Below are 14,842 nucleotides of genomic sequence, written 5' to 3' on the forward strand. Positions count from 1 at the left end.
GCCCTGCAAGGCAGCGCCGTGCTGGCGACATCCGACGGCAAGCGCGCCATCAATGGCCTGTTGCTGTCGCTCGGCAAGAACCGGATCTCCGGCGATCTTGCGCTCGACGATGCCTTTGTGCCTGAAGGCACCGTGGCGCTCGATCTGCCCGACATCGGACCGCTTGCCGCACTCGCGCTGGAAAAGGCGGAAGGCGACGTGCGCGGCACGATTGCCTTCTCGAAGACCGGCAATGCCCCCAACGTCGCCATCAAGGCTTCGACCGCTTCGATCTCACGCGGCGATCTTTCGGCAAAGACCGTCACCATCGACGCGCTGATCGCCAATTACCTCGCCGCGCCGGTCATCTCCGGCAAGGTCCGCGCCGACAGCGTGACCTCGGGCGGCACCGTCATCCGCGGCATCGATGTCGACCTCAAGCGTGATGGCGACTGGACGGGCTTTTCCGGCGGGGCCACCGTCAAGGACATTCCCGCCAAGGCCGCCGGCCGCGTCAAGGTCGCCAATGGCACCACGACGGTCGAGCTCAATTCAGGTCAGGCGACGGTGCAGGGGATCAAGGCGGCGATCACCCAGGCTTCGACCATCACCATCGCCAACGGCACGACCAGCCTGGACCGACTGGTGCTCAACCTCGGCGGCGGCACGGCGACGGTGACGGGCAAGGTCGGGCAGGCGCTCGATCTCAATGCGACGCTGGCGCGGGTGCCGGTCTCGCTCGCCAACAGTTTTTCGCCGGGCCTCGATGCCGCCGGTTCGATCTCGGGCACGGTCAAGGTGACAGGCGCGCCGGCCAATCCCGCCGTGGCCTTCAAGATAGACGCCTCTGGCATCCAGACGTCACAGACCCGTGGCGCTGGTTTCGGCGGCATGAGCGTGTCGTCCTCCGGCAGCTTCGCCAGCAACAGGCTGGCCTTCGAGGCCAACATAAGCGACGGAACCGGCATTGGCCTCAAGGGCGGCGGCACGGTGACGACATCAGGCACGCCCACGCTTGCACTCGATTTTTCGGGCAATGTGCCATTCGCCTTCCTGACGCGGACACTCGCCGCGCAAGGCCTGTCGCTGAGCGGTACGGCCAATGTCAATGTGCAGGTGCGCGGCCCGGCGACGTCGCCGGTGATATCAGGCACGGTCAGCACATCAGGCGCCCGCCTGGTCGATGCGCGCTCCGGCCTTGCCATCAACGACATCACCGCGGACGTTTCCATCGGCAACGGCGTTGCCAGGATCAACCATCTGACCGGCACGCTGTCGACGCGCGGCAGCCTGTCGGCCAGCGGCACGGTCGGTATCGATCCGGCGCAAGGTTTTCCGGCCGACCTGTCGGTCAAGCTGGTCGATGGCCGCTACACTGACGGCAGGGTGGTCACCGCCAATCTCGGCGGCGACCTGACGATCAAGGGACCGCTTGCTTCGGCGCCTGTGATTTCGGGCGCCATCAATCTGGGCAAGACCGTGATTACCGTTCCCGAAAAGCTGCCGGGCTCCCTGGCGGCGCTCGACGTCAAGCACAAGAACGCGCCAGGCGCCGTGCGCGCGCAGGACAAGGCGCTGCGTCCGCCAACCGCGAGCGGCGGCAGTGGCGGCAGCGGCCTCAACCTCGACGTCACGGTCAATGCGCCGAACCAGATCTTCATCCAGGGCAGGGGCGTCGACGCCGAGCTTGGCGGTTCGCTCAAGCTGACCGGTCCGGCTTCGTCGCCGCAAGCGGTCGGCACCTTCACCTTGCAACGCGGGCGGCTGACGATCCTCGGCAAGCGGCTGACCTTCACCGAAGGCACGGTCGGCTTTTCGGGCTCGCTGGTGCCCTATCTCAACCTGACCGCAACATCCACCACGACCAGCGCTACCGTCACCATCGTCGTTTCGGGCGAGGCGACCAATCCGAAATTCACCTTCTCCTCGGTGCCGGCGCTGCCGGAGGACGAGGTGCTGGCACAGTTGATCTTTGGCCGATCGATGTCGAACCTGTCGCCGCTGCAGATCGCCCAGCTCGCTGAAGCGGCTGCGCAGCTCGCCGGCGTCGGTGGTTCGACCTCGCTGCTCGAAAACCTGCGTAGCGCGATAGGCGTCGACGATCTCGACGTGACGACGGACGACAAGGGCGGCACCGCGGTCTCGGCGGGCAAATATCTCAACGACCGCACCTATGTGACGATCCAGAAGGGCGACAAGCCGGGGTCGGGCAAGGCGACGATCGATCTCAATGTCGGGCGCGGCGTCAAATTGCGCGGCGAGGCCAACGATGCCGGCGAAGCCAAGGGCGGCATTTTCTACGAACGCGAGTACTGAGCCGGCCGACAGCAGCGGCGCTGTTTTGGCATCATGTCCGGCATCGGCTGGCGCTGTTTGGATCTGGGCGAATGTATCAGTTTAATCGGCGCTGGAGATTCGAGCGAATCTGCCGACAGTAGCAATTTTGCGCCAAGACTGTCGCTATCACGCGAACTGCCCGCCTTTCAAAGTTGCACATTCCCTGCATGTTCCCAATCCTCGCTGTCTTTGACAACATGGCGCGGATGCGGAATGTTAAAAGGCAGAAAGCCAACAATGGGAGTCAGTCATGGCAATCTACAAAAGTAATGGTGACCGCGTTCCGGATCATATCCTGGCAATGGCCGAAGAAGCCAAGGCAGGAAAAATGGATCGCCGCGAATTTCTCGCCTTGGCCAGCGTCTTTGGCGCATCCACGGCGATGGCCTATGGCATGCTCGGCCTCGCCGACCCCACGCCCGCGAAGGCGGAAGAAGTGCAGGGCAAGAAGGGCGGCACGCTGAAGGTCGCGATGTGGATCAAGGATCCAAAGGACCCGCGCAAGGCCGACTGGTCTGAAATCGCTAATGCCGAGCGCCAGGCGCTCGAGCCGTTGGTCAAGTACACCACCGAATTCACGTTCCGCCCCTATCTGCTCGAGAGCTGGGACGTCAACGACGATGCCACCGAGTACACGCTGCATGTGCGCAAGGGCGTGACGTGGTCGAACGGCGACGCATTCACTGCGGACGACGTGATCTTCAACCTGAAGCGCTGGGCCGACAAAAAGGCTGAAGGCAATTCGATGCCCGGCCGTCTCGGCTCGCTGGTCAAGGACGACAAGCTGGACGAAAGCGCCGTGACCAAGGTCGACGATTTGACGGTGAAGCTGAAGCTCGACACGGCTGATATCGCGCTCATTCCCAACATGTGCGACTATCCCGGTCTCATCGTCCACAAGACCTTCGACGAAAAGGGCGGCGATTTCAAGGCCTGCCCGATCGGCACCGGCCCGTTCGAACTCGTCTCCTACGATGTCGGCCAGAAAGTCGTCTACAAGCGCCGCGAAGACAACAAGTGGTGGGACGGCGAGGTCTTCCTCGACGGCATCGAGTTCATCGACTACGGCACCGATCCCGCGGCTACTGTCAGTGCCTTCGAATCGGGAGAGGTCCATACCAATTTCGAGACGTCGGCCGACTATGTGTCGATCCTCGACGGTGTCGACCTGGTCAAGTACGAGGTGGTCACCGCGGCGACCATCGTCTGCCGCACCAATGTGACCAACAAGCCTTACGAGGACCAGAAGGTGCGCAATGCGCTGCAGCTGGCAGTGGATAACAACGTCGTGCTGCAGCTTGGCATGGGCAATGCCGGCACCGTGGCGGAAAACCACCATGTCTGCCCGATCCATCCGGAATATTACGAACTGCCGAAGATCGCCCGCGATCCGGCCAAGGCGAAGGCGCTTATGGAGGAAGCCGGTCAGGCCGATTTCGAGCACGAGCTGATCACGGTCGACGAAGACTGGCACAAGAACACAGGCGATGCGATTGCCGCGCAGATGCGCGACGCCGGCATCAAGGTGAAGCGCACGGTGCTGCCGGGCTCGACCTTCTGGAACGACTGGACGAAGTATCCGCTGTCGATGACCAACTGGAACATGCGGCCGCTCGGCGTCCAGGTTCTGGCGATCGGCTACCGCACCGGAGAAGCCTGGAATGAGTCTGCCTGGTCGAATCCCGATTGGGATGCCAAGCTCAACGCCGCGCTTTCGGTCGCCGACGCCGCCAAGCGCAAGGAGATGATGAAGGATATCGAGCAGATACTGCAGGATTCCGGCATCATCATCCAGCCCTTTTGGCGCAATCTCTATAGTCACTCGGTGGCTGCCGTTAAGAACTACGCCATGCATCCGACGTATGAGCGCGACTATGGCAAGGTCTGGCTCGACCAGGCCTGATCGATGCCAAAGGGAGGGAGGGCGTTCGCCCTTCCCTCCCTTTTCGAACATGAGCGGAAAACGGGGGTCAGCGCAAAAAGGCTGCTGACTTTCCAAGCCGGCTCATGCGACAATTCAAGGGTTGACAGCACCTGACCCCAACCCCACCGGCAGGGGGCCGCCATGCTTTCTTTTATCCTTCGACGTCTCGGCACAATGGCATTGACGATGCTGTGCCTGACGATGATCGTCTTCTTCCTGATCAATCTCGAACCCAATCTGAAGAAGCTGGCGATCAGCCAGACCGAGATGCACACCTCGGCCGAGCAGCTCGAGAGCTGGCTGGTCAATCATGGCTACCGCCAGAACTTCTTCGCCCGCTATGGCCAATGGCTGGGCGTCGTGCCCAAGCAGCCGATCACTGACCCGGCGACCGGCAAAGTCTCGCAGCGTTTCTCATTCTGCAACGATCCGGTAGAGCCGACATTCTCCGGCATCCTGCAAGGTGATTTCGGCTGCTCGACGAAGTTCAAGACGACAGTCGCGTCGAAACTTTTCCCGGCGCTCGGCGCCACCGGCATCCTGATGTTCTGCGTGCTTGTGGTGATGGTGCCGGTCTCGCTTTTGATCGGCATCCTCGCTGGCATGCGTGAGGGTTCGCGAACCGACCGGACTTTGTCGGTGGCCTCGATCGCCTCGACGGCGACGCCTGAATATGTCTCGGGCGTCATCTTCACCGTCATCTTCGCCTCATGGCTGGGCATACTGAACGGTTCGGCGGCTTCGGCCAGCCAGGGCATCACCTTCTATAATTTCACGCTGCCGGTCATGACGTTGGCGATCTACGGCATCGGCTACATCGCTCGCATGACCCGCGCCTCGATGGTCGAGGTGATGACGCAGCAATATATCCGCACCGCCCGGCTGAAGGGCCTGTCCTTCGGCAGCGTCGTGGTCAAGCATGCGCTGCGCAACGCACTGATCGCGCCGTTCACCGTCATCATGCTGCAATTTCCCTGGCTGCTCACCGGCGTCGTCATCGTCGAGGTGATGTTCCGCTACCAGGGCTTTGGCTACACGCTGGTCGAGGCGGCCGGCAACAACGATATCGACCTTTTGCTGGGCTGCTCGCTGGTCTCGGTGTTCATCGTGCTGATCACGCAGCTCATTTCCGATGTCGGCTACGCGTTCCTCAATCCGCGTATCAGAGTTCAGTAGGGGATCGGGCGGATGCAGGTCGAATATATCGGTGCCTTCAATATCGTGCTTGGCGTGCTGGCGCGTTTCTGGCCGGTCTGGGTCGCTCTGGCCATCGTCATGGGGGCGAGTTTCCTCTACAAGAAGAAGCTCGGCCTCTACGGCCAGCTCTTCGACAGCGGCGTCGGCATCGTCGGCGTCGGCATCTGCCTGTTCTGGCTGTTCACGGCGATCTTCGCATCGACCGTCGCGCCCTTCGATCCACTTGCCCAGATCCCGATCATGAAGGACGCGCTGCCCGGCGCGATCGAACCGAAATCGGGACTCATCTACCTCTTCGGCGGCGACAAGCTCGCCCGCGACGTGTTTTCCCGCATGGTCTATGGCAGCCAGATCGTGCTGATCATCGCGCCGGCGGCGACCGGTTTCGCGCTTATGGTCGGCATCACGCTCGGCCTGCCGGCGGGCTACTATGGTGGCAAGATCGACACGGTACTGTCCTTCCTCGCGAACCTTGTTCTAGCCTTCCCGGTGATCCTGCTGTTCTACCTCCTGGTGACACCAGGCATCATGGAGACGCCGATCCCCTATGGGCTGGCAGGCATCTTCTTCCTGTTTCCGATCATCTTCTTCAGCGTGCTGTTCTGGACCCGCTACAAGAACCGGCCGGATCGGCTCTACATCCTGCTCGGGCTGACGCTGATCATTGGCGGCTGGGTCTATACCGGCCTTGTCTTCGACAGGGATCCGCTGAAGATCATCCACATCGATCCAAACCAGCTCAACATCTTCGTAGCCGTGGTGTTCGCCTCCAGCCCCGGCGTGTTCCGCATCGTGCGCGGCCTGGTCATGGACATCAAGACGCGCGACTATGTGGCGGCGGCGCAGACGCGCGGTGAATCGCCCTGGTACATCATGCTGTGGGAAATCCTGCCCAATGCGCGCGGGCCGCTGATCGTCGATGCCTGCCTGCGCATCGGCTACACCACGATCCTGCTCGGCACGCTCGGCTATTTCGGGCTGGGGCTGGCGCCGGAGAGCCCGGACTGGGGCACCGCGATCAAGGACGCCAGCCGCCTGCTGCGCTCCTTCATCCATCCGGCGCTGCCGCCGACGATTGCGCTGATGTCGTTCGTGCTGGGCCTTAATCTCCTGGCCGACTCGCTGCGCGAACAGTCGATGAAAGATTGATGGCCGGGTCTTCGACCCTGCTTGCCCGTAGACCAAGGATTGGAGCGACCCATGAATGAGGCAGTTCGAAATCCCGCCGAGCCGACCAATGGGCCGATCATCGAGATCGAAAACCTGTCGATCTCCTTCTTCACCCGCAAGGGCGAGATACCGGCCGTGATGGACTTTTCCTGCACCGTCATGCCCGGCGAGGCGATGGGCATCGTCGGCGAATCCGGCTGCGGCAAGTCGACCGTCTCGCTCGGCATCATGCGCGACCTCTCCAATATCGGGAAGATCGTCGGCGGAAAGATAAAGTTCCAGGGCAAGGACATGGGCGAGCTGTCCGACGAGGAGTTGCGCGCCATTCGCGGCAACAAGATCGCGATGATCTACCAGGAACCGATGGCGAGCCTCAACCCGGCGATGAAGGTCGGTCAGCAATTGATGGAAGTGCCGCTGATCCACGACAAGGTGTCGAAGGAAGAGGCCTATAAACGAGCGCTCGAAATGGTCCGCTCGGTGAGACTGCCCGATCCCGAGCGCATGATGCGCTCCTATCCGCACCAGCTTTCCGGCGGTCAGCAGCAGCGCATCGTCATTGCCATGGCGCTGCTGTCGAAGCCGGCGCTGCTTCTACTCGACGAGCCGACGACGGCGCTCGACGTGACGGTGGAAGCGGGCATCGTCGATCTGGTCAAGGGTCTCGGCGAGAAGTTCGGCACCTCGATGATCTTCGTGTCGCACAATCTCGGCCTGATCCTGGAGACCTGCGATCGCATCACTGTGATGTATTCGGGCGAGGCGGTGGAGACGGGCAAGATCAAGGACGTGTTCGACCGGATGCGCCATCCCTACACGCAGGGTCTGTTCCGCTCGATCCCGCTGCCCGGCGCCGACAAGAACTCACGGCCGCTGATCTCCATCCCGGGACAATTGCCGCTGCCGCACGAGCGGCCGAAGGGCTGCAATTTCGGCCCGCGCTGCCACCATTTCGTCGAAGGCGTCTGCAATGCCGCCGAAATCCCGATGATCGCGGTCGAAGGCCATGAGGGCCATTTTTCGCGCTGCGTGCGCTTCAACGAGATCGATTGGGAGGCGCTGCCACCCGGCGCCAAGAAAGTCAACGAGCGCGTCGTGCCCGGCGCGCCGGTGCTCAAGATCGAAGACCTCCGGAAATACTACAAGGTCGGCGGGAGCGAGGTGTTCGGTTCGAGCGAAGGCCGCGTCGTCAAGGCCAATGAAACGATTTCGTTCATGGCGCGCGAATCCGAGACCGTCGCCATCGTCGGCGAGTCCGGCTGCGGCAAGTCGACCCTGGCCAAGGTGCTGCTCGGGCTGGAGACGGCAAGCTCCGGCACTGTGACGCTCGGCAACAAGGAGATCCAGTCGACCGGTATCGAAAAACGCAGCGTCGATACGGTGTCGTCGATCCAGATGGTGTTCCAGAATCCGTTCGACACGCTCAATCCGAGCCATTCCGTGGGCTCCCAGATCATCCGTACGCTGGAAAAATTCAATGTCGGCAACAATGTCGCCGAGCGGCGCAAGCGCATGCTTGAGCTGCTCGACCTGGTGAAGCTGCCGAGAGCATTCGAAACCCGCAAGCCGCGCCAGCTTTCAGGCGGCCAGAAGCAGCGCATCGGCGTGGCGCGTGCCTTTGCCGGCGACGCCAAGGTGGTGGTGGCCGACGAGCCGGTCTCGGCGCTCGACGTGTCGGTGCAGGCGGCGGTGACCGAGCTCTTGATGGACATCCAGCGCAAGAACAAGACGACGATGCTGTTCATCAGCCACGATCTGTCCGTCGTGCGCTACATCGCCGACCGCGTCGTGGTCATGTATCTCGGCTATATCGTCGAACAGGGCACGACAGACCAGATCTTCGCGCCGCCCTATCATCCCTATACCGAGGCGCTCCTGTCAGCGATCCCGATCGCCGACACCAGCGTGGTAAAGAAACACATCGTGCTGGAAGGCGACATTCCGTCGGCGATGAACCCGCCGAGCGGCTGTCCGTTCCAGACGCGCTGCGGCTACAAGAAGCTGGTGCCGGACAATCTGTGCGAGACCAAAGTGCCCCCGGTGAAGCATCTCGGCGATGGCCATATGAGCCTGTGCTGGCTTGCCGACGACGTGCTGGCCAAGATGGAGCCGGTGATCAAATTCGACAAGGAACACGCAGCGCATGAGGGCGTCCCGGACGATGCGCCGCACGGCAGTGGCCCGGGCTTCGCTGGTGATCCGCCGAAGCGCCCGGGCGGCAAGAAGCCGAGCTGACGGGCGACGGGTAAATGCCTTCAGTTGGTGCATTGCCTCCGAAGCGTCGCGACATCTCGTATGTACCAAGGATAGGCATACCACGTCCCCTTGAGCATTTCTGTTTGTTGCCCTATCTGATGCGTGATGTTTGATGCGCAGAAAGGAGGCCTCCTTGCCGCCAAGGCTATGGCGCAGCAGCAAGATCGCAGCGTTGGCGAGGTCATCTCCGACCTTGTTCGTCGTTCGCTGCGGCGACCCCAGGCTGACGGTGAGCGCAACGGTATTCCATTGCTTTCGTCCCGGTCTGGCAGCCCGATGGTTGATCTCGAAACGGTCAATACGCTTCGCGACGAATTGCCGTGACCTTTCTGCTCGACGTCAACGTCTTGATTGCGCTGATCGATCCCGGTCATGTTGCGCATGACGATGCCCATCAATGGTTCGAATCCACCGGACATTCGTCATGGGCCACATCAGTTCTGGCCTGACGACATCAGCCTGGTCGGCTCCGCCGATATCGATGCAGGCAAGATCCTGACCTCGGCGCAAGTCACAGATAGTTATCTGCTGGCGCTTGCCAGGACGCGTGACGGTAAGTTGGCGACCTTCGATCGAAAATTGTCTACGGCGGCGGTAAAGGGGGGAAGTCGGTTCTTCACCTTATCCCCACCGAATGAACCGCTGAAATCTGTTCCCGATCCGGGTCTCAACATTGCATCAACAATGCCAAGTGATTTCACCTGGCCGCAAAAGACTCCGGCAGATTCAGTTGCCGCACTGCCTCAACTGGTCAGCGTAATCGCGCGCCATCTTCTCGGTCGCCCGCGCATAGTTCTGGACGCCGGCATCGCCGCGGTTGCCGCGGCCATAAGCGGTCCAGCCGAGATAGTAGGCGAGATAGAGATTGTAGGTGTCGTTGCGGGCAACGCCATAGGTGTCTGACGTCTTGGAGTGGTACCAGCCGACGAAATCGACAGCGTCGGCAAATTTGGTCCGCCGCGCCGCCCAATTGCCTGTCTCGCTCTGATATTGCGACCATGTGCCGTCCAGCGCTTGCGAGAAGCCGTGGGCGCTTGAGACATGTTTCCAGGGAATAAAACCGAGCAGCTTTTTTCGCGGCGGCCTGGCGTTGCTCTTGAAGCCGGATTCCTTGCGCACCGTCGCCATCAGCACGGGGACGGGCACGCCGTATTTCCGTTCGGCGCGTTCGGCCGCCGCCTGCCAATTGTCGAACCAGCCGTCATTCTGGTCGAAGACGGCGCAGACATCGTTGATATGGCTTGGCGGCGTGGCGCAGGCCGACAGCGCCAGCAACACGGAGACAGCTACAATTTTACTAAAACTCGACCTACGCATTGGAGGACGAATAGGCCCAAATCATAAAAGGAATCTTGCTGCGTTTCTTAATCGCTCATCGGCTGCTTTTGACCGGGCACGGAGGACAAATATTCCGACCTTTCTTGTCGCTTTTGTCGGGCGAAAATTCCCAATGTGCCGCCTTGGCTAAAATCACGCCCGCGGACGGCGGATTTCTGACAGCCTGGTTTGAGCCACGGCGCTTTGATGCCGCGCATGACCGAACCAAGACGCAAGCGCGGCACTGAACGAACCAGCAACAGGGGGCCGGCCGCCATTCCGCAACTGCCGCTGCGCCGCGTCACCAATCCCTATCCGCCGATGGCGATGCTTTCAGCCGATCAGATCGAGGCGATCCACCAGGCGTCGATGCACATTCTGGAGAATTTCGGCATCGAGGTGATGAGCCCGCGGGCACTGTCGCTGTTCGAGAGCGCGGGTGCTGCGGTCGATCATGCGTCGGCGAATGTCCGCATCGACCGGGGCATGATCGAGGACGTGCTGAAGACGACCCGGTCGAACTATACACTGACGCCGCGCAATCCGGCCTACACCGTCCATCTCGGCGGCAACACGATCAACTTCACTCTGGTCGCCGGGCCGCCCAATGTGCACGACATGGAACGCGGTCGCCGCGCCGGAAACTTGCGTGACTACTCTGACCTTGTCCGGCTGGCGCAGCATTTCAACTGCATCCATATGCTCGGCAACCAGGTCTGCGCGCCGGTCGAACTGCCGGCCAATTCGCGCCATCTCGATACTTACCTCGCCAATCTGACGCTGACCGACAAAAGCTTCCACGTCTCGGCCATCGGCCGGGGCAGGGCGCTGGACGGCATCGAGATGATGGCAATCTCGCGCGGGCTGACGCTGGACCAGATGCGCGACGATCCCGGCATCACCACCATCATCTCGGTCAACTCGCCGCGCCGCTTCGACGAGATGATGGCCGAGGGATTGATGACCATGGCCGAGTTCGGCCAGTCGGTGGCGGTGACACCATTCACGCTGATGGGGGCAATGAGCCCGGTGACGCTTGCCGGCGCATTGGCGCAGCAGAACGCCGAGGCGCTGTTCGGCGTCGTGCTGACGCAGCTTGTGCGGCCCGGCGCGCCGGTCATGTATGGCGCCTTCACATCCAATGTCGACATGAAGTCGGGCGCGCCGGCTTTCGGCACGCCTGAAAATACCAAAGCCAACATCGCGTCAGGGCAATTGGCACGGCGGTATGGCTTGCCCTACCGGACGACGCCAGGCTCGGCCTCCAACGCCGCCGACGCGCAAGGGGCTTATGAGACGCTGATGGCGCTGTGGGGCGCCGTGCTCGGCCACGGCAACCTCGTCTATCACGCCGCCGGCTGGCAGGAGGGCGGGCTGACCGCGTCGTTCGAGAAGTTCATCATCGATGTCGAGATGATCCAGCACATGATGGAGTTTTTGCGTCCGATCGAGGTCAACGAGGCCGAATTGGCAGTCGAGGCGCTGGGGGCGGTGCCGACCGGCGGCCATTTCTTCGGCGAACCGCACACGCTGGAGCGCTACGCCACCGCCTTCTACCAACCGATGCTGTCCAACTGGCAAAATTACGAGGCCTGGCAGGAGGCCGGCGGGCTCGACACGACGGCGCGCGCGACGCGGCTGTGGAAGAAGGCGCTGGAAGATTATGTCGAACCGGTGATGGACATCGCCGTGCGCGAAGCCCTGGAAGCCTATGTTGCCAAGCGCAAGGAAGCGATCGGGCAGGGCGAGCCGTGACAGCTGCTCTTGTCAATTCCCATCTTGAATCCACACAACAATCCAACTCCCTGAAATAACGAGAAAAACCATGAAATCGCATGCAAAGGTCGTGGTCATTGGCGGCGGTGTCGTTGGGTGCTCGGTGCTGTTCCATCTCGTCCGCCATGGCTGGACCGATGTCGTTCTATTGGAGCGCGACGAGCTGACTTCGGGCTCGACCTGGCACGCGGCCGGCGGCATGCACACGATCAACGGCGATCCCAATGTCGCCAAGCTGCAGAAGTACACGATCTCGCTTTACAAGGAGATCGAGGAACTGTCCGGTCAGGCGACCGGCGTGCACCTGACAGGCGGCGTGCTTTTGGCCGCCACCGAGGCGCGGCTCGATTGGCTGCGCGGCGTCGTCGCCAAGGGCCGCTATCTCGGCATCGACCTCGAGGAGATCTCGCCTGACGAGGCGGCCGAATTGATGCCGCTCATCGATCCCAGGCAGTTCGTCGGCGCGGTGCGCAACAAGGAGGACGGCCATCTCGATCCATCCGGCGTCACCCACGCCTATGCCAAGGCCGCGCGCAAGCTCGGCGCCGAGGTCGAGCGCTTCACCAAGGTCGAGGACATCGTGCGGCGCCCCGACGGGCTGTGGCGCGTCATCACCAACAAGGGCGAGGTGGTGGCCGAGCATGTCGTCAATGCCGGCGGCCTTTGGGCGCGCGAGGTCGGCCGCATGGTCGGGCTGGAACTGCCGGTGCTGGCGATGGAGCACATGTACCTCATCACCGAGGACATGCCGGAAGTCGCCGCCTGGAACGCCAAGACCGGCACGGAAATCATCCACGCGGTGGATTTTGACGGCGAGCTCTATCTGCGCCAGGAACGCGGCGGCATGCTGATGGGCACCTACGAGAAGGCCAACAAGCCGTGGTCCGAGTTCCAGACGCCGTGGAATTTCGGCCATGAATTGCTGGAGCCGGATATCGACCGCATCGCGCCGTCGCTGGAAGTCGGCTTCCGGCATTTCCCGGCTTTCCAGAACACCGGCATCAAGCAGATCATCAACGGGCCTTTCACCTTCGCACCCGACGGCAATCCGCTGGTCGGACCGGTGCGCGGCCTGCCGGGCTTCTGGGTCGCCTGCGGCGTCATGGCCGGCTTTTCGCAAGGCGGCGGCGTGGGTCTCGCGCTGTCCAACTGGATGATCGAGGGCGATCCCGGCGCCGACATCTGGGCCATGGACGTCTCGCGCTATGGCGACTGGGCGACGATGGCCTATACCAACGCCAAGGTGCGCGAGAATTACTCGCGCCGCTTCTCGATCCGCTTCCCCAATGAAGAACTGCCTGCCGGCCGGCCGCTGAAGACAACGCCGGTCTACGATTTGTTGTCAGCCAAGGGAGCGCAGTGGGGCGTGGCCTATGGGCTGGAAGTGCCGCTGTGGTACGCGCCGGAAGGCGTCAGGGATGAGTTCTCGTGGCGGCGCTCGAGCGATTTTTCTCACGTCGCCAAGGAAGTCGCGGCCGTTCGCGCTGGCGTCGGCCTGTCGGAGATTTCGAGCTTCGCCAAATACAAGGTGACGGGCGAGGGGGCTGCCGCATGGCTCGACCGTCTGCTCGCCTGCAAATTGCCGAAGCCGGGCCGCATGACGCTGGCGCCGATGCTGAAGGACGATGGCAAGCTCATCGGCGACTTCACGCTGGCCAATCTCGGCGACAAAAGCTGGTTCCTTGCCGGCTCCGGCGTCGCCGAACAGTACCATATGCGCTGGTTCGAGGCGCATCTGCCCGACGATGGCTCGGTCCGCATCGAGGCGCTCGGGCCGAAACTGACAGGGCTGTCGATCGCGGGGCCGAAAGCACGCGAACTCCTGGCCAAGGTCACGCGGGCGGATGTTTCCAATGCTGCGTTTCCGTTCATGGCCATTGCCAGGATGGATATCGGCATGGCGCCATGCCTGGTCGGGCGCGTCAGCTATACTGGCGATCTCGGCTACGAGATGTGGGTGGCGCCGGAATATCAGCGCGCCGCATTCCAGGCCCTGATGGCGGCCGGCGAGGAATTTTCGATCGGCCTGTTCGGTTCGCGCGCGCTCAACGCATTGCGGCTGGAAAAGAACTACGGTTCCTGGGCGCGCGAATACCGGCCGATCTACGGACCGCTGGAAGCCGGGCTCGACCGCTTCGTCGCCTATGGCAAGGACGCCGATTTCATCGGCAAGGCCGGTGCGCTCGCCGAGCGCAAGCAGGGCGGCAAGCTCAGGCTGCGCGCCTTCGTCGTCGATGCCACTGACGCCGATGTCATCGGCGACGAGCCGATCTGGTATGACGGCGCCGTGCGTGGCTGGGTCACGTCAGGTGGATATGTGCATCATTCGAAGAAGTCCGTCGCCATCGGCTACGTGCCGAAGGAGATCGCCGAGGAAACCGAGGGTTTCGAGATCGAACTCCTAGGCAAGCGTCACGCAGCACGCATGCAATCGGCGCCGCTGTTCGACGCCAATTTCGAGCGGATGCGTGGATGAGGGCGCGCTGACGCCTCAGGCGTTGCGGCGATTGTCTAGCGCCAGGGCGCCGGGACCGGCAAACACCAGATAGAGAAAAATGAAGCAGAACGAGATTGCCGCGTCGCCGCCATTGTTGATGGGGAAGAAGTCGTGCGGCATGTGCGCCATGAAATAGGCGATGGCCATTTCGCCGGCCAGGAGGAAGGCGACCGGCCGGGTGAAGAGCCCAAGCGCCAAGAGAACGCCGCCGGCGAATTCGAGGATGGCCGCGGTCAACGTCAGTCCGGTCAAGGCGCCGGCATGATCGCTGACGGGAAAATTGAACAGTTTCTGTGTGCCATGTTCGATGAATTGCAGCGCCGTCATGATGCGCAGTGCGGCCAAAGCCTGTGGCTGAAATTTGGCGAGACCGTCAAACAGCTTCATCT

The 14,842-nt window shown here is 62.1% G+C and carries 10 protein-coding genes and 1 pseudogene; 9 read left to right on the forward strand and 2 right to left on the reverse strand.

Translation table 11 applies throughout. The annotated features are described in order from the left end of the window. The 7 genes and pseudogenes from CN311_RS21345 to CN311_RS33775 form a co-directional block, all read left to right on the forward strand. On the forward strand, positions 1-2,295 hold a 2,295-nt coding region (locus tag CN311_RS21345; RefSeq protein WP_208866553.1), incomplete at its 5' end, for a translocation/assembly module TamB domain-containing protein. 271 nt (positions 2,296-2,566) lie between these two features. Further along, positions 2,567-4,219 (forward strand): ABC transporter substrate-binding protein, encoded by a 1,653-nt coding sequence (locus CN311_RS21350; protein WP_097575687.1) that lies wholly within the window; start codon positions 2,567-2,569, stop codon positions 4,217-4,219. Between the two features lie 162 nt (positions 4,220-4,381). Continuing rightward, positions 4,382-5,416 carry an ABC transporter permease gene (locus tag CN311_RS21355; RefSeq protein WP_097575688.1) on the forward strand — a complete coding sequence of 345 codons (1,035 nt, stop codon included), beginning with the start codon at positions 4,382-4,384 and terminating at the stop codon, positions 5,414-5,416. Between the two features lie 12 nt (positions 5,417-5,428). Beyond that, positions 5,429-6,586, forward strand: coding sequence for an ABC transporter permease (locus CN311_RS21360; protein WP_097575689.1), 1,158 nt, complete (start codon positions 5,429-5,431; stop codon positions 6,584-6,586). 51 nt (positions 6,587-6,637) lie between these two features. Continuing rightward, the gene (locus CN311_RS21365; protein ID WP_097575690.1) at positions 6,638-8,842 is read left to right on the forward strand and encodes a dipeptide ABC transporter ATP-binding protein; all 2,205 of its coding nucleotides are present in this window, start codon (positions 6,638-6,640) and stop codon (positions 8,840-8,842) included. A gap of 126 nt (positions 8,843-8,968) precedes the next feature. Further along, on the forward strand, positions 8,969-9,187 hold the full coding sequence (locus CN311_RS21370) for a CopG family transcriptional regulator (RefSeq protein ID WP_097575691.1): 219 nt from the start codon (positions 8,969-8,971) through the stop codon (positions 9,185-9,187). Beyond that, positions 9,184-9,501 (forward strand): annotated as a pseudogene (locus tag CN311_RS33775) (PIN domain-containing protein). The gene CN311_RS21370 and the pseudogene CN311_RS33775 overlap by 4 nt, the downstream one beginning before the upstream one ends. An 88-nt stretch (positions 9,502-9,589) precedes the next feature. On the opposite strand, the gene CN311_RS21380 reads toward CN311_RS33775, so the two are convergent. Next, positions 9,590-10,180 carry a transglycosylase SLT domain-containing protein gene (locus CN311_RS21380; RefSeq protein ID WP_097575692.1) on the reverse strand — a complete coding sequence of 197 codons (591 nt, stop codon included), beginning with the start codon at positions 10,178-10,180 and terminating at the stop codon, positions 9,590-9,592. 216 nt (positions 10,181-10,396) lie between these two features. Here CN311_RS21380 and CN311_RS21385 point away from each other — a divergent pair, with 216 nt between their 5' ends. After that, positions 10,397-11,935, forward strand: coding sequence for a trimethylamine methyltransferase family protein (locus CN311_RS21385; RefSeq protein ID WP_165779790.1), 1,539 nt, complete (start codon positions 10,397-10,399; stop codon positions 11,933-11,935). Positions 11,936-12,005: 70 nt separating this feature from the next. Further along, complete coding sequence (locus CN311_RS21390; RefSeq protein ID WP_097575694.1) at positions 12,006-14,432, forward strand: GcvT family protein; 2,427 nt, start codon at positions 12,006-12,008, stop codon at positions 14,430-14,432. 15 nt (positions 14,433-14,447) lie between these two features. On the opposite strand, the gene CN311_RS21395 is transcribed toward CN311_RS21390, so the two are convergent. Further along, entirely contained in the window at positions 14,448-14,840 is a 393-nt protein-coding gene (locus CN311_RS21395; protein ID WP_097575695.1) for a DoxX family protein, read from the reverse strand. Between the last annotated feature and the right edge of the window lie 2 nt (positions 14,841-14,842).

Origin of the sequence: Mesorhizobium sanjuanii (assembly GCF_002529485.1) — a bacterium.
Lineage (GTDB): Bacteria > Pseudomonadota > Alphaproteobacteria > Rhizobiales > Rhizobiaceae > Mesorhizobium > Mesorhizobium sanjuanii.

Excerpts from the sequence above, each read along its gene's own strand:
- CN311_RS21380 (WP_097575692.1), bottom strand. The coding sequence starts at position 10,180 with ATGCGTAGGTCGAGTTTTAGTAAAATTGTAGCTGTCTCCGTGTTGCTG.
- CN311_RS21365 (WP_097575690.1), top strand. The coding sequence starts at position 6,638 with ATGAATGAGGCAGTTCGAAATCCCGCCGAGCCGACCAATGGGCCGATC.
- CN311_RS21355 (WP_097575688.1), top strand. The coding sequence starts at position 4,382 with ATGCTTTCTTTTATCCTTCGACGTCTCGGCACAATGGCATTGACGATG.
- CN311_RS21360 (WP_097575689.1), top strand. The coding sequence starts at position 5,429 with ATGCAGGTCGAATATATCGGTGCCTTCAATATCGTGCTTGGCGTGCTG.
- CN311_RS21395 (WP_097575695.1), bottom strand. The coding sequence starts at position 14,840 with ATGAAGCTGTTTGACGGTCTCGCCAAATTTCAGCCACAGGCTTTGGCC.
- CN311_RS21390 (WP_097575694.1), top strand. The coding sequence starts at position 12,006 with ATGAAATCGCATGCAAAGGTCGTGGTCATTGGCGGCGGTGTCGTTGGG.
- CN311_RS21350 (WP_097575687.1), top strand. The coding sequence starts at position 2,567 with ATGGCAATCTACAAAAGTAATGGTGACCGCGTTCCGGATCATATCCTG.
- CN311_RS21370 (WP_097575691.1), top strand. The coding sequence starts at position 8,969 with ATGTTTGATGCGCAGAAAGGAGGCCTCCTTGCCGCCAAGGCTATGGCG.
- CN311_RS21385 (WP_165779790.1), top strand. The coding sequence starts at position 10,397 with ATGACCGAACCAAGACGCAAGCGCGGCACTGAACGAACCAGCAACAGG.